General features: G+C 71.0%; 12 protein-coding genes. 8 read left to right on the forward strand and 4 right to left on the reverse strand.

Going from position 1 to position 20,700, the window contains the following annotated elements; genetic code table 11:
* Positions 1–71: 71 nt before the first annotated feature.
* Positions 72–1,073: a GNAT family N-acetyltransferase gene (locus STSP_RS02175; protein ID WP_067271199.1), complete on the reverse strand. Its 1,002-nt coding sequence runs from the start codon at positions 1,071–1,073 to the stop codon at positions 72–74.
* Between the two features lie 174 nt (positions 1,074–1,247).
* Here STSP_RS02175 and STSP_RS02180 point away from each other — a divergent pair, with 174 nt between their 5' ends.
* Both STSP_RS02180 and STSP_RS02185 read left to right on the forward strand, forming a co-directional pair.
* Positions 1,248–2,327 (forward strand): protein phosphatase 2C domain-containing protein, encoded by a 1,080-nt coding sequence (locus tag STSP_RS02180; protein WP_067271201.1) that lies wholly within the window; start codon positions 1,248–1,250, stop codon positions 2,325–2,327.
* Positions 2,328–2,416: 89 nt separating this feature from the next.
* The gene (locus tag STSP_RS02185) at positions 2,417–2,914 is read left to right on the forward strand and encodes a DUF1990 family protein (protein ID WP_067271203.1); all 498 of its coding nucleotides are present in this window, start codon (positions 2,417–2,419) and stop codon (positions 2,912–2,914) included.
* A 20-nt stretch (positions 2,915–2,934) separates the two neighbouring features.
* On the opposite strand, the gene STSP_RS02190 is transcribed toward STSP_RS02185, so the two are convergent.
* Positions 2,935–7,407, reverse strand: a complete 4,473-nt coding sequence (locus STSP_RS02190) for a glycoside hydrolase family 38 N-terminal domain-containing protein (RefSeq protein ID WP_067271206.1) — start codon at positions 7,405–7,407, stop codon at positions 2,935–2,937.
* A 145-nt stretch (positions 7,408–7,552) separates the two neighbouring features.
* A complete protein-coding gene (locus STSP_RS02195) occupies positions 7,553–8,464 on the reverse strand; it encodes a BadF/BadG/BcrA/BcrD ATPase family protein (protein ID WP_067271249.1) in 912 nt (303 codons plus the stop codon).
* Positions 8,465–8,802: 338 nt separating this feature from the next.
* Between STSP_RS02195 and STSP_RS02200 the strand changes: the two genes are divergently transcribed.
* The 6 genes from STSP_RS02200 (at position 8,803) to STSP_RS02225 (ending at position 17,487) form a co-directional block, all read left to right on the forward strand.
* Positions 8,803–10,032, forward strand: coding sequence for an ROK family protein (locus STSP_RS02200; protein ID WP_078066826.1), 1,230 nt, complete (start codon positions 8,803–8,805; stop codon positions 10,030–10,032).
* Between the two features lie 482 nt (positions 10,033–10,514).
* Positions 10,515–11,834 (forward strand): ABC transporter substrate-binding protein, encoded by a 1,320-nt coding sequence (locus STSP_RS02205; RefSeq protein WP_067271208.1) that lies wholly within the window; start codon positions 10,515–10,517, stop codon positions 11,832–11,834.
* 122 nt (positions 11,835–11,956) lie between these two features.
* On the forward strand, positions 11,957–12,868 hold the full coding sequence (locus STSP_RS02210; RefSeq protein WP_067271210.1) for a carbohydrate ABC transporter permease: 912 nt from the start codon (positions 11,957–11,959) through the stop codon (positions 12,866–12,868).
* Positions 12,865–13,767: a carbohydrate ABC transporter permease gene (locus STSP_RS02215; protein WP_067271213.1), complete on the forward strand. Its 903-nt coding sequence runs from the start codon at positions 12,865–12,867 to the stop codon at positions 13,765–13,767. Before STSP_RS02210 ends, STSP_RS02215 begins: the two co-directional genes overlap by 4 nt.
* A gap of 2 nt (positions 13,768–13,769) precedes the next feature.
* Positions 13,770–15,488 carry a hypothetical protein gene (locus tag STSP_RS02220; protein WP_067271214.1) on the forward strand — a complete coding sequence of 573 codons (1,719 nt, stop codon included), beginning with the start codon at positions 13,770–13,772 and terminating at the stop codon, positions 15,486–15,488.
* 49 nt (positions 15,489–15,537) lie between these two features.
* A complete protein-coding gene (locus tag STSP_RS02225) occupies positions 15,538–17,487 on the forward strand; it encodes a hypothetical protein (protein WP_067271217.1) in 1,950 nt (649 codons plus the stop codon).
* A 177-nt stretch (positions 17,488–17,664) separates the two neighbouring features.
* Here the strand turns inward: STSP_RS02225 and glgP are convergent, their stop codons facing one another.
* The gene (gene glgP / locus STSP_RS02230) at positions 17,665–20,298 is read right to left on the reverse strand and encodes an alpha-glucan family phosphorylase (RefSeq protein ID WP_067271219.1); all 2,634 of its coding nucleotides are present in this window, start codon (positions 20,296–20,298) and stop codon (positions 17,665–17,667) included.
* Between the last annotated feature and the right edge of the window lie 402 nt (positions 20,299–20,700).

The following is a 20,700-nucleotide window of genomic DNA, read 5'->3' on the forward strand; positions in this document are numbered from 1 at the left end:
GATGTGCATCCGGGCTCAGGACGTGCGTCTCGGCTGGGCCGGAATCCGCGGCATGCAGTTCCGGGATGGGCTCAGCCGGCGATGAGCACGCCCAGCATCGCCGCCCAGCAGAGCGCCACCAGCGCCGGCAGGAGCATCATGATGAGCCCTGTCGGAGACCTCCTGAGCCAGTCGTGTCCGTCCTCGGCCACCTCACGGCCCACGATCCGCTGCCCGCCGTGCCACGCCATGTGCTCCTCGAGCTCCATGGCGGCCCGTTTGCGGGCGTCGAGATAACGGCGGCCGTAACGCAGCATCTGGGAAAAGGCGAGAGACGAGGCGAGCCCGATGATCGAGATGATCATGGCGAGGCTGCGTGCCATGGAGTCCATGGACCCTGATCTGGACGTGCCCTCGCTGAGCGAGAAACCGAGCGCGGCAGCCAGACCGGCGGTGATGTAGAAGAAGTTGTTCAGCTTGTGCCAGTTGGTCGTGTCCTCGTGCTTGTAGAGGTCGATGGCGACCGTGTACTGCGACTGGAGCATCGCCTCCCGCGGCTTGCGCCACACCCACACCATCCGCTGCTTGCCGTCGGGCGGTGTCAGCCGCGTCAGCTCCTCGAAGCCGAGCTTGCGGTGGAAGAGCGTCGATGCCGCGTTGTACGGCTCGGCCACGACCGCGGCGATCACCGGGGTGCCCTGCCACTGCTCGAGAACGTGGTGGTAGAGCCGGGAGGCGACTCCCGTGCGCGCACAGGAGCGCGAAACGCAGATCTGTTTGATGACGAGGAAGGCCCCCAGCGTGGTCTTGATCCGGTGGTTGAGCCATTCGCCCGGTTCGATGCGCTGGTCGCTGTAGGCCAGCAGAAAACCGAGCACCTCGGTGCCCTTCATCGCCACCCAGAAGTGTTCTGCGGTGGTGAGCCTGGCCCGGTAGTCCTCGAGCGTGTAGTCGGAGACGAGGAATCCCTCGCGCTCCGCACGCTCCGCGTCGCCGGCGTCCAGCCGCCGGGATTCCGCCAGCGCCAGGATGTCCGGTAAGTGAGCCTCGTCGGCTCGCACGATCTCGATCGTCTCGACCTGCTCCGCGCCCATGTGCTCCCCGTGGGTGTGTCGTACTGCTCTTGATGCACCCAAATTACCGTTGACGTAGGGGAGTTGACGCTTGTCATACCGTGGCGGTGTCACCGGGCCGGTTGACCTTCACCTTGGGGGAGGCCACAGCATCGGTGGGGCCGGGCGACCCGCTCGGCATGAGGAGGAGCGAGCATGGGGCTGCTGACCATCGGGGCGTTCGCGAAGGCGTCCCGGCTGTCGCCGAAGGCGCTGCGTCTGTACGACGAGCTCGGCCTGCTGACCCCCGCTCGCGTCGACCCGGTAACCGGTTACCGGCTCTATGCGCCGGAACAGCTGGACCAGGCCCGGCTGGTCGCCTGGCTCCGCCGCCTGGGCATGCCCTTGGCCCGCATCCAGCTCGTCTGCGCGCTGGAGGCAGCCGCGGCGGCGCAGGAGATCCGCGCGTTCTGGGCTCAGGTCGAGGCCGACACCGCCGCACGGCGGGACCTGGCCGCCTTCCTCATCGACCACCTGTCCCGGAAGGACCCCGCCATGTCCCCGACCGTCGAGCCTTTGGAAATCCGTTACGCCGCATTGTCCGACGCCGGCCTGGTGCGCGAGAGCAACCAAGACACCGCCTACGCCGGCTCCCGCCTGCTCGCCGTCGCCGACGGCTTCGGGCGAAGCGGTGCCCCCGCGAGCGCCGCCGCCGTCGACACGCTCAAGCGCCTCGAATCCGACGCCGTCCGTGCGGGCGATCTCCTCAATGCCCTCGAAGACGCCGTCGAGCAGGCCAAACAGTCCGTGTACGGCATCGCCGCGGGCGGCCCCTCACCGGACGACGCCGGCACCACGCTCACCGCAATGCTCTGGACCGGATCACAACTGGCGCTCGTGCACATCGGGGACTCCCGCGCCTACCTTCTGCGCGACGGAGAGTTCTTCCAGATCACCCACGACCACACCATGGTGCAGTCCATGCTCGACGAAGGACGCATCAGTCCGGAAGAAGCCGCCTCCCACCCCCAGCGGTCGCTGCTGATACGAGCCCTCGCGCAGGGAGCCGACTCCACAGCCGACATGCGCCTGCACGACGCACGCCCCGGGGACCGCTATCTGCTCTGCTCCGACGGCCTGTCCACCGTCGTGCCCGCCGAAGACATACAGCGACTGGTCACGGTGATCAGTGAGCCCGAACGGGCCGTCAGGAAACTCATCGAGCTGGCGAACCACCTGGGCGGTCCCGACAACGTCAGCTGCGTGGTCGCCGACGTGCTGGAGCTCCAGCGGTAGGGCGGTAGGAGCGCGTTGCCGGTCATACGGGCATACGGCACCGAGGCCGGGGACGGCGGGGGTGTCGGGCCCCGGCCTACGCTGAATCCATGGCCTTCACCTACGAGGACGTGGGAGCGACCCGCGAGGGCAGGTGTCCGGCCGGGTTCCACCCCGTGCGGGTACGGACGCGCGTCGGTGCGGGCGCGGATGTGTTCCGTACGGCAGCGCGGGCCGTCCTGTCCTGGGAGATGCACCGGGCCGTCGGCGTCAGCGTCGACGCGGCCGCGGAGGCGGCCAGGCCCGGCGTGGACGTGACGGTCGGCCTGGGATGGATCGAAGCGCCGTGCCGCGTGGTCTGGACGGTCGAGGAGGAGGACCGCGCGGGCTTCGCGTACGGCACGCTGCCCGGGCATCCCGAGCGCGGCGAAGAGTCGTTCGTCGTGGAGCGGACAGGCGACGGCACGGTCTGGCTGACCGTGACGGCGTTCAGCCGCCCGGCGAAGCCGTGGGTGCGCGCGGGAGGCCCGGTGGTCCGGGGCCTCCAGCGCGCCTACGCCCGGCGGTGTGGTGCGGTGCTGCGCCGCATCTGCGGGTCTTCTCGATGAGCGGCGCAGTGCCCTTGCCGTCAGGGAGATGCCGTCACGGGCACCGTGGCTGAGTACTGGACGGTGCCGAAGGCCGACACCTTGGCGAGCGCCCACCAGTCGCCGCCGCTTTCCCCGCTGCCGCTCGTGTCGCCGGGTCGGTGCGTGACGGCGTAGTGGAGTTCCGTCACGGCTCCCGGGGACACGGTGAATCCCTGGATCCGGGGCGTGATCGCGACGGCGTCGCCGGGGGCGCCCCACGTGCCGTACGGGCTGATGATGCGGGCCTCGCCGCGGACTTCGCTCAGCGCATGGCCGGTCAGGCGCAGGACGAGGCGATCAGGGGCGGGGTGGGAGAGGTCGATGCCGAAGGGAGCGACCGGTGAGCCTCCGCCGACGGTGACGGGCAGCGCGTCCTCCAGGATCTGGCCGATGCCGTCGGGGATGCGGGCCGCCAGGAAGTACGTGCCCGGGGCCGCACCCTTCTCCGGCCGCACGGCGATGTCGAACTCCGCGAACTCGCCCGGAGCCAGGTCGTACCGGAGTGGCGCGTGCCCTGCCACGGTGAGGCCCGCCGGGACGCACAGGGAGACCGTGCCCCTGGCCGGGAGGGCGGAGGTCGCGACGGTGATGCGTACGGTTTCGGTGACTCCCGCTGAACACGACTCGCTCTTCGTGCTGCCCGCGGGCTCGCCGGCCTCTCCGGCCTCACCGCCCTCACCACCCTCGCCGGGCCGTTGGGTGCGCTCCAGGCGGAGGCTGACCGGGAGATAACCGAGGGGGGCCGGGCCCGTGTTGTGCAGCCAGTAGCGGGTGAACACGGGCTGGACGGGTTCGCGGGCCGGGCCGCCGCCATCGGGTTCCGATGTGGGCCGGTCCGACCGGGACGGGGCCGGGTCGGAGGCGGACAGGCCCGGGCGGCCGGACAGGCCCGGGCGGGCCGCGATCGTCGCGACGTCCGCCGCCGCCAGGCCGACGCTCAGCGAACCGTCCTCCTCGGCGGTCAGCGGTCGTACCGTGCGCTGTTCCAGCAGGTCCGTGGCCTCACCGGCCGTGAACCCGCCGTGTCCGCCGTGCAGGCGGACCCGCGCAGTCACCGGCCGGCCCTCGGACTCGTACAGGCGCATGACCAGGCCGTCGGTGGCGGGGTCGGTGTCGCCGGGGAGGCCGGAGGCCATGGGGTTGCCGCGCGGTTTGAGTGCGGAGAGCACGACGTTCGCCGGTTCGACGGTCAGGAGGGAGGCGCGCGGCGGGAGTTCGCCGTCGGAGGGGGTGGTGGGCAGGGCGAGCAGGGGATGGTTCGCCTCGCGTCCGGCGCGTACGAAGCCTGCCTGGCGCCAGTCGCCCGGTCCGGCGACGAGGCTGTAGTGGAAGTCGTGCGTCCAGTGCTGGAGGGCGAAGCTGCTGCCGTCGGGGGCGGTGCGGCGCGGACCGTCGAGCCAGACGCCGCTGGGCCAGTCGGTGCAGGACCGCATGAGGGAGAGGTAGAGGGTGCCGTCGGTGGTGGCGACGGAACCGGGGGTGCCGTGGTTGACCAGGGCGGCGGAATAGTCGTCGGCGGGTTCGGCCGAGGTGGGCAGGCCGTCGGGCACGGGGACGTCGATCACCGCGTCGGAAAGGTCGGCGGTGAGGGCGTCGGTGTCGCTGACGATCAGGACCGGGAGGTCGCGCGGGCCGCGCAGGTCGGCGCCGGGGGCCCAGGCTTGGCGGCGGGTGCGGCCGGCGGCCACGAAGACGCGGCCGTGGGCGCCGAGGGCCGCCCGGTAGGCGGCTTCGTCCGCTCCGGTGGCGGCCAGGACGCGTTCGGCGAAGGCGTTGTCAGTGCCGGGTGCCACTCTGATGTCGGGGAGGTTGGAGTCCGCGTCGAGCGAGCCGTGGCGCGGGCCGTCCGGGCGTGTGCAGGTGGCGGTCACGCCCTGGGCGACGAGAGCGGCGAGGAGGGGGCGTACATCATGGTCTTCGGGGGCGATCACTTCGGCGACACCGATGGCGTGCGACAGCGTGCCGCGCCCGCTGCCGTCACTGGTAGCGGAGTCGGCGGAGTCGGCCGAGTCGGCTGGGTGCAGGGCTATGCGCGCGGTCGTGGAGAGCCCGGCCCAGGTGTGTGCGGGGTTGTCCAGCGTCCACAGGTGCTCGGCGGTGTCGGTCTCCGGGAAGCCGAAAGGCCGCCCGATCGCGGCGAATCCGACCTCGGAGACCGGCAGCGTACCGGGCAGCTCGAGGTCGAAGCGGACCCGCAGCAGCCGGTCCTCGCCGATGGAGCCGTCCACGCGGGTGCGGAAGTCGATGCGGGAGCTGCCGTGGAGGAGGGTGGCCGTCTGCGTGAACCGCAGGGTGTCCAGGCGCACTTCGGTGGTGATCCGCGCGCCGACGGCGGAGTGCTCGACGCGTACGGAGGTGGCGGGCCGGGTGCCGGTGCCCGTGCCGGGCCCCTTGGGGAGCAGGTGCCAGGGACCCTCGCCCCAGACGGGGTGGGTCGTGTACTCGTCCTGCACGGTCAGTTCGCCGCCGAGGCCGCCCGGGCGGAGGAGTTCGCGGCCGGTGCGCAGATCGGTGATGCGGCTCAGCGCACCGCCGCGGGCGGGGTCGGCCTCGATCCGGAAGATCTCGTTCTCGATGGTCGTGGCATCGGGGACGAGGGCCCAGCCGGCAGGGGTCCGGCCAGCGGTGTCCGGTTCGGCGAGCTGGTAGACGCGGTGGCCGAGCGAGGGTACGCCCCGGGCGAAAAAGGAGAGAGCGGTGCCCTCAGTGACCGAGGGCACGGGCCGCCCGGCCTCGTCCCGGACCTCGGCGCGTGCCGCACCGTCCACGATGACCAGGCCGTCCCGTTCCCAGGAGAGGGTGTTCGCGACCAGCAGGGGCCGCCCCGGCGTGTGTGCGCTGCCGCGGGTGTCGGTGCGGGCGGCGAGCTGCCCCAGTGCGTTCGTCCGCACCCGGTCGCCGAGTTCGTACGCCTCACGCCAGTTGTCGGCGAGATCGAGATAGACCTGGTCGGACTCGGTTCCCGTGACGGCGTCGTGGTGCGCACCATAGGCGAGGAGGCGCCACGCCTTGTCGAGTGCCTCGCTGGGGAAGCGCTCGCCGAAGAGGCTTGCGAGGGCGGCGAGCCGTTCCCCGTCGAGTACGGCCGTCTCGGCGGCCCGCTGCGCCTGCTTGGTGTCGATGTACGAGACGTCCTTGCCGGTGAAGACCGGGTTCATGTCCCGGGTCTGCGGCGTGATCACGCTCGTCGTATGCGAGCGGGACGGGGACTCCGCCTCACGCCGCACGGCCGCGAAGAAGTCCCGCGGCAGGCCCATCGTGAAGCGCGGCCAGACATAGCGCTTGGCCCACTCACGGTGGATCTCGGTGCACCAGCGCGACGGCACGTTGTGGTCGTGGCCCACCGGCAGCATCACATTGCGCGTGGCGGCGACCTTCTTCAACTGGGCGTACTGGTCATACGCGGCCACCATCGCGGCCTCGAGCGAGTCGGTCCGGTGGATGGCCCAGCCGGCGGTGTAGTGCGCGCCCATGTAGTGGGTGAGGACGCCGCGACCGCTGGGCGCGATCCACTCGAACTCGCTGGGGAACTGCATGCGCGCGATGTCCCCGGTGTGCCCGATGGGCCCGGAGTTGTGGAAGGGGCCGCGCGCCCAGGCGCTGGAGTCGAGCCCGGCGTCGGCCATGATCCCGGGGTGCGCCGGGTCGTGACCGAACACGTCGAGCAGCCACCCGGAACGCGGATCACCGCCGAGTACGTCCCGCTGGTAGCCGATGCCGTAGACGGTGTTGCGGATCGTCGATTCGGGGTGGGTGAGGTTGGTGTTGGGCTCGTTGTAGCTGCCGCCGACCAGTTCGATCCGGTCGTCGCGCAGGAAGCGGCGCAGGTCGGCCCTGTCGCGTGGGAAGGCGTCCCAGTGCGGCTTGAGATAGTCGATCTCCGCGAGCACGAAGCGGTAGTCGTCGTCGTGCCGGGCCGAGTCCAGGTGGGCCCGTACGAGGTCGAAGGCGCTGCGCACGTGGGGCGGGCGGAGCCGGTCCACCCAGGGAAAGTCGGGGAGTTCGTGGCGGACTTCGGTGAAGCCCGCCTGGGTGTTCCACCAGACCGGGTCGTAGTGGAAGTGGGAGACCATCCACATGGTCCAGCCGGTGTCCTCGACGGTGACGGTCGCCTCGGCGGTGCAGCGGCCGGCGAGCGGCCCTTCATTCGTGCCGGAGACGTCGCGTGCGCCGGAGTTCCCCGTGCCGAGGGAACCCGCAAGGGAACCCTCGGCCGGCTCCACGATCGCGGTGACCCGGTGCACGGAACCGGTGGCAGCCGGGGCCGAGAAGACGACCCCGACCTCGGCGACGGCCTCCCGCCCCGGACCGGGTGCGGTGATCAGCTCGGGCTGCGGTGTGCTGACGGTCGGCCCCTCGACCCGGACCCGTACGGGACCGGTCCCGCCCTGCAGAGTGACGCGTACGACCTGGCGGGGGGACTGCTGCGTACCGACGAAGAGATCGGTCGACCGGACGTCGCTGATCCGCATGCTGGCGTGGGCCTTTCGGTGGCTGTACGGGCTGATCAAGGGCGGCTGGTCACCGGTCGTACGTCACGGGCGGTGTGCCCTGCGGCTGGTGCGTCCGGTGGGGGTCCGTGGGGTGCCCACGGCGGGGGTGCGTCCGGGCGGCGGGCTACAGCAGAGCGCGGGCCAGTTCGACGGCACCCTCGACGGGCGGCACACGCAGCGGGTGCAGTCGGGTGCCGGGGAGCTCCCGGCCGAGCGCGTCATCGAGTGCACTGTAGAGGGCGGCCTGGTTCAGGATGACTCCGCCGGCCACGACGACGTCGTTCACTGCGGCCCCGCGGTCGGCGAGCCGTGTCACGAGCGCGGCCAGCGCCTGCCCTCCCGCGGCGATCACATCGTGGGCGAGGCCGGAGCCGGCTGCGGCGGCGCTGAAAACGGCGTCGGCGTGCCGGCCCCAGTCCGCCGACACGTCGGACGCGGACTCCAGCGCCGCGCCGATCGCCGGGACTTCGCCCACCCCGAAGGCCGCGAGCAGCTGGCGGGCGAGGGGATCGGGAGGATCGCCCCGGTCGTGCGCGGCGCAGACGGCACGTGCCGCCTCGCGCACGATCCCGGCGGAGCTGCCCTCGTCGCCGAGGACGGCGCCCCAGCCCCCGACCTGGACCAGCGTCCCGTCGGCGAGATGCCCTACGGCGACGGAGCCGGTGCCCGCCACCAGACCGACGCCCTGCTTGAGGCCGAGGGCGGGGACGAGGAGTTCGGCGTCGTTGACGATGCGCCGCGGCGCGTCGAGATGGGCGCCGAGCGCCTGTTCGAGGAGGGCGCCCTGACGCGGGGACTCGCAGCCGTGCGCGCCGACGGCGACGGATGCGGGTCTGGCGTCCCCGGGCAGGGCCTCCCGGAGGAGCCCGGCGAGCCACTCTGCGGCCTCACCGGGATCGTGCGGCCGCCAGCCGGTGCTCGGGCGTACGGTGTCGACGACGACGTCTGTGCCCGAGCAAGCGCGGAGATGGGTCTTCGTGCCACCCACGTCGATGCCGACGACGAGTGGGACAAGTGGCGCGGGGCCGCCCTGCATGGACCCGGTGGAGTCATGCACGGACCCCGTGGAGTCCTGCGCGGATGGTGTGGAGACCTGCACGGAGCCTCTTTCGCCTTGTTCGCATCGCAGCAGCCGCCTGGGACATGCTGCGCACGGCGGGCGAACCGTGACAGGGTCAACTGTTCTACGGACGGATGGTCGGTCGGGAGGCCCCGGGACGGACCTCGGTGAGCGTGGCGGGCGTACGCCACGGGTTCGTTAGGAAATTAACTAACGAAGTACGCTGCGTCAAGGGACTGCAGAAGAAGCCCGATAGGGCCTCATCGCCGGCCGGCCCGGACAGCGTCGTCGACAACCAGCCACAGGGACCACACATGATCTTCAGCGCCAGAGGCGACAGCAGGCGCGGTGCGGGCGCACGCCGCGACAACGGCTTCCCGGCTGCCCGCACCCCGTCACTGACCGACAGCGCCAGAGCCGTCTTCGCCGTGCTGGCCGAGTCCGGCGAGGCCACCCGCCCCCGGCTCGCCGAACTCGCCCGCCTGTCCAAGCCCACCGTCTCGGCCGCCATGGCCGAACTGGAGGCCGCCGGTCTCGCGGCCCGTTCGGGCACCGCGCACGGCAACACCGGCCGTTCCGCGGCCGTCTATGGCCTCGGCCCCGCCGCGGGGACGGTGCTCGCCATCGACCTGGGCTCCACCCATACCGAGGTACGGGGCTGCGCGCTGGCCGGCACCGTCCTCGCCGTCCGGACCACCGACGACGGCATTGGACCGGCCGACGCCGTACGGTCCGTCCTCGAGCAGTTGAGCGGCCCGGGCGTCGGTACGGGCCCGCTCCGCGCCGCCGTCGTCGCAGTCCCCGACGTCGCTGCCGCTCCCGCCAACGGCAGCAAGGGCACGAGGTCCAGCCCCGCCCCCGGCCCCCGGCCCGCAACCGCCCGTATCGCCTCCGCCCTCGACGCCCTCGGGCTGCCCGAGGACGTACCGGTCCACGTGGAGAACAACGTCAACTGCGCCGCGCTCGCCGAGCTGCACGAAGGTGCCGCGCGCGGCCGCGACAGCTTCGGCTATCTGCAGGTCGGCTACGGCATCGGCCTGGGCATCGTGATCGGCGGCCAGGTGCTGCGCGGCGCGAACGGTGCCGCAGGCGAGGTGGCCCGGCTGCCCTACCCGTGGGCCGACGGACAGCGTGCGAACCCCGAGGCCCTGGAGGAGTACGTCGGCGCCCGCTCGCTGCTGTGCCGGGCCGAGGCGTCCTGGCAGGCGGACGACGGACATCGCCCTGAGTCGGCCGAGCAACTCTTCGCGCTCGCCGCGGCCGGCCACCCCACCGCGCGCCGTATGGTCGACGGCCACGCCGCGGAAGTCGGCCGGCTGGCCGCGGCCGTGACCGCCGTACTCGATCCGGGCCTGATCGTGCTCGGTGGCGGAATCGGCGCGAACCCGCAGATCCTGCCTGGTGTGCGGGCGGAGCTGGACCGCCTCAGCTGGCCCACCGAGGTGGTGTCCAGCGTGCTCGGCAGCAGCGGCACGGTGGTGGGCGCCACCCGCCTCGCCGTGGCCCGCGGCGTCCGGGCGGTGACCGACGGCGCCCCGGCCTGACCTCGGCCCGGCCCGGTCCGCGACCCGTGGCACCCCGCCGTGATCCCCAGCCCCACCACGCCCGCCCCCGAGCACCACGCCCCACGGCCACGGCGCTGCACGCCCCCAGCCCGCGCCTCGGCCGGCGCCGTAGCCCGTGCCTCCCCGACGCCCTGGCCCTGTGCGGAAGCCGCGAGTCCGAACCGTGACCCTCGGCACTATGACAGGACATTGACGCCGCCCCGCCCCATCTGTCAGGGTCCCGGGCAAGCGCTTACCGCAACCGGCGGGACTCCGGTTCGGGTGAGGTGTCCCGTACGAGGGCGTGCTCGTACCACCGCTGCGAGGCAGCGAGTGAATCGGGACCTCAACCCACTCAAGCGGTGCGGCCGGGCGAGGCCGCGGCCCGCGGAAGCGCTCCATCGCAGGGGTAGGCAACGGGGACCTGCTACTTCCAGCGGCCGGCGCCGTGCTCGGTCCGCTCCGACGAAAAGGGATCGAAGATGATCAGTGTGGGTGTGCGGCGCTCCCGCCGACTCGGCCGCGGCATACGCCGCATGGTTCCCCTCGCTGCCGTGGCCACGGCAGGTGCCCTGCTGCTCTCCGCTTGCGGGTCGGGCTCCGACTCGGGCGGGAACGCCAAGTCGCTGACGTTCTGGATCTCCACGGTTCCGGGGCAGGACGCGGGCTGGAAGAAGATGGTGGCGCAGTACAAGAAGGAAGCCGGCGTCAGCATCAAGCTCGTCAACATCCCCTACGACGGCTACACGGCGAAGCTGCACAACGCCGCGCAGGCGAACTCGCTGCCCGACGTGGCGGCCGTGCCGGCGCTGGACCCGATCTGGTCGAACAAGCTGATCGACCTCAGCTCCATCGCCAACAACAAGAGCAACAAGATCAACGCCAACTTCGTCGCCAAGGACTCGTCCGGGAAGGTGCTGTCCATCCCCTCGGACATCACCGCGTCCGGCCTGTTCATCAACGAGACGCTGTTCAAGAAGGCCGGCGTCTCCTTCCCGACCTCGCCCCAGAAGACCTGGACCTGGACCGAGTTCATCAAGGCGGCGAACAAGGTCCGGGAGAAGACCAACGCCAAGTACTCCCTTACGTTCGACCAGTCGCCGTCGCGCCTTCGCGCCATGGTGTACGAGATGGGCGGGAAGTACGTCCACGCGGACTCCTCCGGCAAGTTCTCGGTGGACGCGGCGACCAAGAAGGCCGTGAACTACTTCGTCGGACTGAACGACGACAAGACCATGCCGAAGTCGGTGTGGACCAGCGGCGCCGACCCGTCCGCCATGTTCCAGAGCGGTGACGTGGTCGCCTACTGGTCCGGCGTGTGGCAGGTTCCCGCCTTCGCGGAGAGCATCAAGAAGTTCGACTGGGCGAGCGTCCCGACCCCCGCCCAGCCGGTGCAGGCCAGCGACGTCAACAGCGGCGGCCTGGTGGTGGGGTTCAACAACAACGGCGCCGCAGCCACCGCCACAGAGAAGTTCCTCTCCTGGCTGTACGAGCCGGACCACTACCGCGAGCTGTGTGAGGCGTCCGGGTTCCTGCCCGTCGAGAGCGGTCTGAACCCGAAGTACCCCTTCAAGTCCGAGGCTGCGCAGGCGGCGTTCAAGCTGTACAACGAGTCGATCCCGCTCTACGACCCGATCTCCGGCTACTTCAACAGCGCGCAGACCAACTGGGTGCTGAAGGGCAAGAGCCTCACCGAGGACCCGACCAAGACGGAGCTCGGCAAGGCGATCAACGGCCAGCAGTCTGCCGACAAGGCCCTGGAGAACATCGTGGCCAGCTACAACCAGCAGGTCGGCGGCTGAGCGTAGGCCAGAGCGCCGGGCGGCGGAGTCCAGACGCCGCCGCCCGGCCTGGGCGCCCGGCCGATGCCGGGCTCATTGCGTGAGCCCACAGGAACCCAATCCACCAGCACGGAGTCAGGAAGATGACAAAACGCGCCTCGGACGTGTCCGCGAGCCCGCCCAGGAGACGCAGCAAGTACACCCTTGCGCCGCTCGTGCTCATCGCGGCCAATGTCGTGCTCTTCTCGCTGTTCTTCGTCTGGCCGGCGGTGATCGGGCTCGTCTACTCGTTCACGAACTACACGGGTGTGGGGGCGTTCCAGTTCATCGGACTGGACAACTACGACAACCTGCTCGGGGACTCCACGTTCTACCACGCGCTGACCCGGACGCTGATGTACACCGTCCTCTTCGTCCCGCTGAACTTCGCGCTCTCGCTGCTCGCCGCCAACCTGGTGGTGAACAAGCACGCCAAGGGCTCGTCGGTCGCCCGCGTCATCTTCTTCATTCCGTGGCTGCTGTCGCCCATCGTCGTGGGCGTCCTGTGGCGGTGGCTGTTCGGTGAGAACTTCGGACTGGTCAACTACGTCATCGAGAAGCTCGGCGGAGGCGAGGTTCCGTGGCAGTCGAACGCGGACCTGTCGCTGCTGGTGGTGGTGATGGCGGCATCCTGGATGTGGACGGGTTTCACGATGCTGCTGTTCATCGCGGCGATCAAGAACGTACCGGTGTCCTACTACGAGGCGGCCTCGCTCGACGGCGCCGGTCCGTGGCGCCAGTTCATCAGCATCACGCTGCCGAGCATCGCGCCCACCTCGTTCATCGTCATCCTGCTCAACACGATCAACGCGATGAAGGAATACCCGGTGTTCGTCGCCCTCAACAACGGCGGACCCGGATCGTCGAACAACCTGCTTGTCCAGTACATCTACGAGACCGGCTTCAAACGGGGCCAGATCGGCTACGCGAGCGCCGCGTCATTCGTGCTCATGCTCATCCTGATGGCCGTCGCGATCATCCAGCTGATCGTCAACCGGCGGGTGGAGAACCGATGACAACCACAGACATGCCACGCCCGGTCGACGCCGATCCAGGACGGGCCGTCTCCAAGAAGCCGCCCCGCAGCGCGGGCGGCGGCGGGCTCCGGCGGGCGGTGCCCGCGACGACACTGCTGTGGATCCTGGCGTGCCTGTACGGACTGCCTGTGCTGTGGTTCATCCTCAGCTCCCTCAAGCCGGCCAGCGACCTGTTCTCCTATCCGCTGACGCTGGTCCCGCGCAACCCCACCCTGTCGGGTTTCAGGGCAGCGTGGGACAGCGCCAACTTCTCCCAGTACTTCATCAACACGACCATCGTGTGCGTGATCACGACGATCCTCACGGTGGGAGTCAGCTGCTGCACCGGGTACGCACTGGCCAAGTACGACAACAGGTGGCTCAAGGCCTTCTTCCTCTGCATCCTGGCCACCACGATGCTGCCGGGCGAGGTCATGCTCGCCCCGTCGTTCCTGGTGGTCCGCGACCTCGGCCTCTACAACTCGTTCGCCGGCATCATCCTCCCGGCCGTGCTCACCGCGACCGGGTGCTTCATGTTCCGCCAGTTCTTCCTGACGGTTCCCGACGAACTCGTGGAAGCCGCACGCATCGACGGCGCCCGTGAGCTGTCGATCTTCCTGCGGATCATGGTGCCGATCTCCCGGCCCATCATGCTCACCCTCGCCATCCTGTCCTTCCAGTGGCGGTGGAACGACTACATCTGGCCGCTGCTGATGCTCAACGACCCCAACAAGTTCACCGTGCAGATCGGCATCCAGAGCATCGTCGGCGCGCAGAACATCAACTGGTCGGTCCTGCTCGGTGCGTCGGTCATCTCCATGATCCCGCTGATCGCCGTCTTCCTGGTCTTCCAGCGCTACGTCATGAACGCCGACATCAACGCCGGACTGAAGGACTGACCTTGCCCACCCCGCTCGACCACGAGTTCGTCCGCGCGGTGGCCCGCGCCGCCGACCGGCTGGCCGCCCCGCTGGCGGCCGGCCCCGACGAGGAACCCGCCGGAGCGCCCCACCGCGCTCTGGCACGCCGGGTGAAGACTCTGGTCGCGGCGTACCGGTCCCCGGACTCGGCACTGCACGGCAGCAGTCAGGCCATCGCAGCCGCGATGACCCACCTCCGCGCCCTCCGGGCCTCGCAGACAACCACCGGCCTCTTCGCCGGCGGCGACAACGTGCAGTCACCGCCGGACTCCGCGTTCACCGTCAACGACGTGTGCGACGCGCACGTCCTCGCCGCCGGTGCGGGGCCCGAACTGCGCGACGTCACGGCCGCGCTCGCCGAGATCGCCGACGCCGCCTCCGGCAGTCTCCTCACCGGTGGGGTGCACACCCCGAACCACCGCTGGGAGCTGTGCGCGGCGCTGGCCCGGCTGCACCGGTCGTTCCCCGACGACCGGCTGCTCGACCGCGTCGAGGAGTGGCTCTCCGAGGGCGTCGACATCGACGCGGAGGGCCTGTACTCGGAACGGAGCGCCAACTACGCGGCCCACGTGTCCAACCCTTCACTGCTGCTGCTGGCCGGCGTCCTCGGCCGCGTCGACCTGCTGCACGCCGTCGAACGCAATCTCGCCACCACCCTGGACCTCATCAGGCCGGACGGCACGGTGGAGACCGTCCACTCGCGACGGCAGGACCAGAACCACCCGTTCCCGCTGGCGCCCTATCTGCCGCACTACCGGCTGCTCGCGATCCGCACCGGCCGTGGCGACTTCAGCCGGGCGGCGCAGCTGGCGGCCACCGGCGGCATCGACGACCCCGACCTGCTCGCCGAGACCCTCCTCACCCCGGACCTGTGCCGGGCCCTGCCGACACCGGCTGCGGAGACACTTCCGCGCGACCGGTACATCACCACCGCGCGCCTCGCCGCACGCGCCTCGGCCGGCGCGCACACGGTGGTGTACGGCGGCTCTGACGTGCCCGAGCACCGGCGCATCCGCTCGGGCCTCGCCTGCAATCCCACCTTCCTGCGCCTGTTCGCCGGAGACGCCGTCCTCGACGCGGTCCGCCTCTCGCGGGGGTTCTTCGACCTGGGCCCGTTCCGCGCAGCCGACATGCAACAGCTCGCCGACAACCGGTACCGGCTCACCGAAACCCTCACGGCCGCCTACTACCAGCCGCTCCCGCCGGACCGGCGACGGGACGACGGCGCCTACCGTATGGCGGACGAGGGACGCTTCTCGGCCGCGATGGCCTTCCCGGACCGGCCTCGGGACGAGGTCTCACACACGACCCGCGTCGAGGTGGACCTGAGGGAGGACGGTGCCGACCTGCGGATCGACATCAGCGGACCACGGGTGCCCTGGGCCCTCGAACTGACCTTCCGGCCGGGCGGCGTGCCAGAGGGCGCCGTACCGATCGGCGACGGACGCTGGTGCCTGACGACCGGGCCGATGACCTACCGGGTCGGCGACGACGAGATCCGTGTCGAGGCCGGCGTCGAGGCAGGCGAACCGCTTGCCGGGCCGGACCGGAGCGACGTACTGCGCTACGACCCGGGTCAGGACTACACCGTGGTGGGCGGCACCGATGCCACGACCGGGAACCGCGTCTACATTGGTGGACATGGCCCGCACACACTGACCGTCGCACTGCGCGCCCGCCGCCCCGCACCTGTCGTGTGACCCCGACGACCGACACCATGGCCACCTCAGGCATGAAGGGCTGATCCCCGTGCTGCTCCCGCACCAGCGCACCTCCCTGCACGACCTGCCCGACAGCCCCGAGGCGTACGACGCCGTGCTGGCACGCGTCGCCGCCGAGGCCCTGGACCGGATCACCCCCGACGGCAACCTCGAACGCCCCGGCTGCACGGACGACATCGGCGACACCTCGCTCGGCATCTCCTCGCTGCTGGCGCTGGCGTGGCGGCGTACCGGCGATGACCGGCTCCCCGAGGCCGTGTCCCGCAGCGTGGACTTCCACCTGCGGGAACGGGTGTTCCGTGCGGACAACCCCGGCTACCCGAACCTGCGCCTGCGCAACTCCGGTGCGCCGTACGCCCGTTACGTACTCGGCGATGGCGAACACCCCATCGGCGACTGGCCGAGCACGGTGTGGGCGCTGCTCCAGGCCGTGAATCTGCTGGACATCGGCCAGGACCTGCTGTCCGGCGAGCAGTTGGGCGCGCTGACCGAACTGGCCTGCGGCTACTGGCGCTGGCTCACCGAGGTCACCTTCTTCAATCCGCAGGACGCCACCAACCAGGCCATCGGCTGTGTGGTCGGCGGTCTCATGCTCGCCCGGCACCTCCCCCGCGCGGAGGCGGAGGGCGTCCGCGAGACGGCCATGCGCCTGTACACCGAGGAGATCCGCTCCCGCCGGCTGCCCGACCGGGGCGCGCTGCTGCCCGCCGAGCACGGCGGCGCGTACGACAACAACTACGGCCCCATCTCGCTGTCGTTCCTCGCCCAGGCCTACCGGGTCAGCGGCGAGCAGGTGTTCGTCGAGGACGGCGACGACATCGCCCGCTATATCGATGCGCGGCTGTCGTCCTGCGGCTATGACGTCGGCGGGCCGCGCTACAGCGAGCAGCACTGCGGTTTCGAGGCGGTCCTGGGACTGCGGCTCTTCAGCCGCCGTATCCGCGCCGACCTCGGCCGCTACCGCGGTGACACCCGGTGGGGCTACCACGCCGCCGGTCCGGACGGCGCCGTGGACGGCCACTTCGCCTTCATGCTGGTGTGGCAGGCGCAGGACACGACACGCTGGTACCGGACGCCGCGTACCTCTCCCGTCCGCCATCAGCTGCGCAGCGCCCGCGTCTCCGTCTCCTTCGACAACGTGCTGACGCCGTCGCTGATCGAGGCCGCCGGGACGCTGCTGCTGCCCGCGGCCGCCGACCGCCAGCACGGCATCGGACCGGCCGTACGGCTGGCCGGCGGGCGCACCTTCCTGCTGACCCGTCCGATGGGCCAGGTTCGGACGCGCGACGCCTCCGCCCCCGGTCTCATGGCGAAGCTGGTCACCAAGCCGGTGGTCAGCGCCGCGCAGGTCCTCGTCCACACCCAGTCGTTGTACGTGACCGACGGGACGTCCCTGTGGCTGACGGTCGCCCTGGACCTGGACCGGTCGGAGGGCAAGCCGTTCCTGCTGGCCGGTCTGCCGTACGCGACGGAGACCGACGGGCGGCTGGCGAAGCTGCTCGAGGTGGCGGGTCTCGATCTGGCCGAGCGGGCGGTGCGGGTCGCCACAGACGGCACGCTCCACGCGGGCGGACTGGCCGTCACCGGCGCCGCCGGGATCGCGGTCACCACGCCCGACTGGCCGGGCACGGACTCCTCCGCCTACTTCAACTCACCCGACACCATCGGGCTGACCCAGGAGCAGGCGGCCTTCCGGCTGGCCGCCGACCCGCGCGGCTACGGCAACCCGGATGCCGGCTGGCGCCACACGGTCGCGACCACCGCCTTCGAGGCCGAGCCGGTGCCGACCCCCCCGGACGGGCTGACCGTCTTCGCGGTCCGCTACGGTCCCGCCCACACCGACGAGCCGTTCGCACCGGTCTTCGAGCACACCGACGCCGGCCTGCTCGTCACGACCGAGACGTTCTCCGCGCTGATCGGCCCGCCCGAGGGGGATGCCACGGGCGAGCCGATTCTGGAGCTGCGGCAGACGGGCTGACGGCTACGCGCCCCCGCCGCTGTGGGCAGTCGTTCCTCCCCCAGCTAACGCTGGGAGGTGCCCCCCAGGGCGGAACGGGTGGGCACAGCGGACCCCCACGCCGGGGCGAGGCGACCACGTCCCCGGAGAAGTGCCGCACCCGAGCGCGTACGCCCGGTGCGGCACGCTCCGGAGCCGTCACCTCATCAGAACCCCCGCCTCCTCACCCGTCGCCTCCGACGGCACCGCCACCAGCCCGAGCTCGGCGGGCGACCCCAGCAACCGGTGCGACGGCAGGATCCGCACCGTGTATCCGTAGGGCCCGGTGCGGTCCAGAGAGAGCGGCCCCTCGTAGACCCAGCGGCCCTCGAGGTCAGGGCCGCCCGCAGGCTTCAGCGGGACCACGGACGCGTCCGCGATGCGGTCCTCGGAGTCGACGCGGCCCGCGACGACCTGCACCTCGACGTCGTCCGGCTGCAGGTCGCCGAGGCGGACCCGGACCCGTACACCGAGCGTGGACCCGAGCTCGGCGGTCGCGGAGGCGGCCGAGACCTCGACGTGGTCCACGGCCACCTGACCCCAGGCACCCCGCATCCGGGACTTCCACACGGCGAGCTCACGCGCCGACTCCGGGTCCATCGCACGATGGGCGCGCGCGGCCGGTGCGTAGAGCCGCTCCACGTACTCCCGGACCATGCGCCCGGCCAGCACCTTGGGCCCGAGCTGGGTCAGCGTCTGGCGGACCATGTCGATCCAGCGGTCCGGCAGGCCCTCCGGGCCGCGCTCGTAGAACCGGGGTGTGACCCGCTGCTCCAGCAGGTCGTAGAGCGCCTGCGCCTCCAGGTCGTCGCGCCGGTCGGTGTCCATCCCCGAGCCGTCCGCGGTCGGGATGGCCCAGCCGAAGTCGGGCTTGAACCATTCGTCCCACCAGCCGTCGAGGACGGACAGGTTCAGACAGCCGTTCAGCGCCGCCTTCATGCCGGAGGTGCCGCAGGCCTCCAGCGGCCGCAGCGGGTTGTTGAGCCAGACGTCGCAGCCGGGATAGAGCTTCGTCGCCATCGCCATGCCGTAGTCGGGCAGGAAGACGATGCGATGGCGCACGCGCGGATCGTCGGTGAAGCGCACGAGCTCCTGGATGAGCCGCTTGCCGCCGTCGTCCGCGGGGTGCGCCTTGCCCGCGACCACGATCTGGATCGGCCGCTCCGGGTGCAGCAGGAGCTCCATCAGCCGGTCGCGGTCGCGCAGCATCAGCGTCAGGCGCTTGTACGAGGGGACGCGGCGCGCGAAGCCGATCGTCAGTACGTCCGGGTCGAGGACGCTGTCGATCCAGCCCAGCTCGGCCGTGCCGGCGCCGCGCTGCCGCCAAGACGTGTACAGCCGCTTGCGCACCTCGGTGACCAGCTGTTCGCGCAGGACGCGGCGCAGGTCCCAGATGTCCTGGTCGGGGATGCCGGCGATGGTGTCCCAGCGCTCGGCGCCGCCGACCGCGAGCGCCTCCTCGGCGCGCCGGCCGCCGGTCTGCCGGGCGCCGAGCCGGAAGACCTCCGGGGCGACCCAGGTCGGGGCGTGGACGCCGTTGGTGACGGAGGTGATGGGCACCTCTTCGGGGTCGAAGCCCGGCCACAGCCCGGCGAACATCTCGCGGCTCACGCGGCCGTGCAGCAGCGACACGCCGTTCGCGCGCTGGCCGAGGCGCAGCCCCATGACCGCCATGTTGAAGAGGTTCGGCTCGCCTCCGGGGTAGGTCTCCATGCCGAGCCGCAGGATCCGCTCGACGTCGATGCCGGGCAGCTCGGCGTGCGGCCCGAAGTGGCGGGCGACGAGCTCGCGGTCGAACCGGTCGATGCCCGCGGGGACGGGCGTGTGCGTGGTGAAGACGGTGCCGGCGCGCACGGCCTCCAGGGCGGAGTCGAAGTCCAGGCCGGGGCCGTTCAGCCCCTGACCTGCCAGCTCGTGGATGCGTTCGAGGCCGAGGAATCCGGCGTGCCCCTCGTTGGTGTGGAACACCTCGGGTTCCGGGTGCCCGGTCAGCCGGCAGTACGTCCGGACGGCCCGCACACCTCCTATGCCGAGGAGCATCTCCTGCAGCAGCCGGTGCTCGCTGCCGCCGCCGTACAGCCGGTCGGTCACGTCCCGCTCGCCGAGGTCGTTCTCCTCGACGTCGGAGTCGAGCATCAGCAGCGGTACGCGGCCGACCTGGGCCAGCCAGATGTGCGCGCGCAGCGACTTCCCGCCGGGCAGGGCGATCTCGACCTGGCTCGGTGTGCCGTCCTCCTCGCGCAGCAGGCTGACCGGCAGCTCGTTCGGGTCGAGGACGGGGTAGTGCTCCTGCTGCCAGCCGTCGCGCGACAGCGTCTGCCGGAAGTAGCCGTGCCGGTAGAGGAGACCGACCCCGATCAGCGGTACGCCGAGGTCGCTGGCCGCTTTCAGATGGTCGCCCGCGAGGATGCCGAGCCCTCCCGAGTACTGCGGCAGCGCGGCGGTGATGCCGAACTCGGGTGAGAAGTAGGCGATGGCGGCGGGCAGTTCGGCGGACTGCTGCTGGTACCAGCGGTCGCCGGTCACATAGTCCTGCAGGTCGGCGGCGACGGCGCCGAGCCGCTGCAGGAACTGCTGGTCCCGGGCGAGCTCGCTCAGGCGGTCGGACGGCACGCTGCCCAGCAGCCGCACCGGGTCGCCCTGCGAGTCGGCCCACCTCCCCGGATCCACGGACTCGAAGAGTTCACGTGTCTCCGCATGCCACGACCAGCGCAGATTCCGCGCGAGATCGCTCAGCGGACGGAGGGGTTCGGGGAGAACGGGACGTACGGTAAATCGACGGATGGCCTTCACGTGGCTCCTCTTTGGCGCCGGGAGCGGCGCCGCTCTTGCGGAGGTGGTTGATCACCGTCGGGTGCCTCAGTGATTACGGTACGGGGCCCTCAAGGGATGTCACGTGACTTCGACAGTAGCGGCGCGGCAGCCCCGTAACCACGGCGCACAGTGTGTCCGCCGGTGCACGGGGTGTGTCCGGAGCTCTCCCCAGAGCACGGCAGCCCGGCCCGCACACGCGTCCGGAAATCGCCGCAACCCCTGCAGCCTTCACGAGCCCGCCACGGACGATATGGCCGATTCCGCCCCCTCGGGCGGTCTTGTAGCGCTTCACACCGCACGAGAGGCTGCCAAGTGGCGTCGGCGGGGGGATCGACAGGTCAGCACCAGCGGCTGAACTCTGCCCGACGCATGTCGAGTTGA

The organism is Streptomyces jeddahensis (assembly GCF_001642995.1).
GTDB classification, from domain to species: domain Bacteria; phylum Actinomycetota; class Actinomycetes; order Streptomycetales; family Streptomycetaceae; genus Streptomyces; species Streptomyces jeddahensis.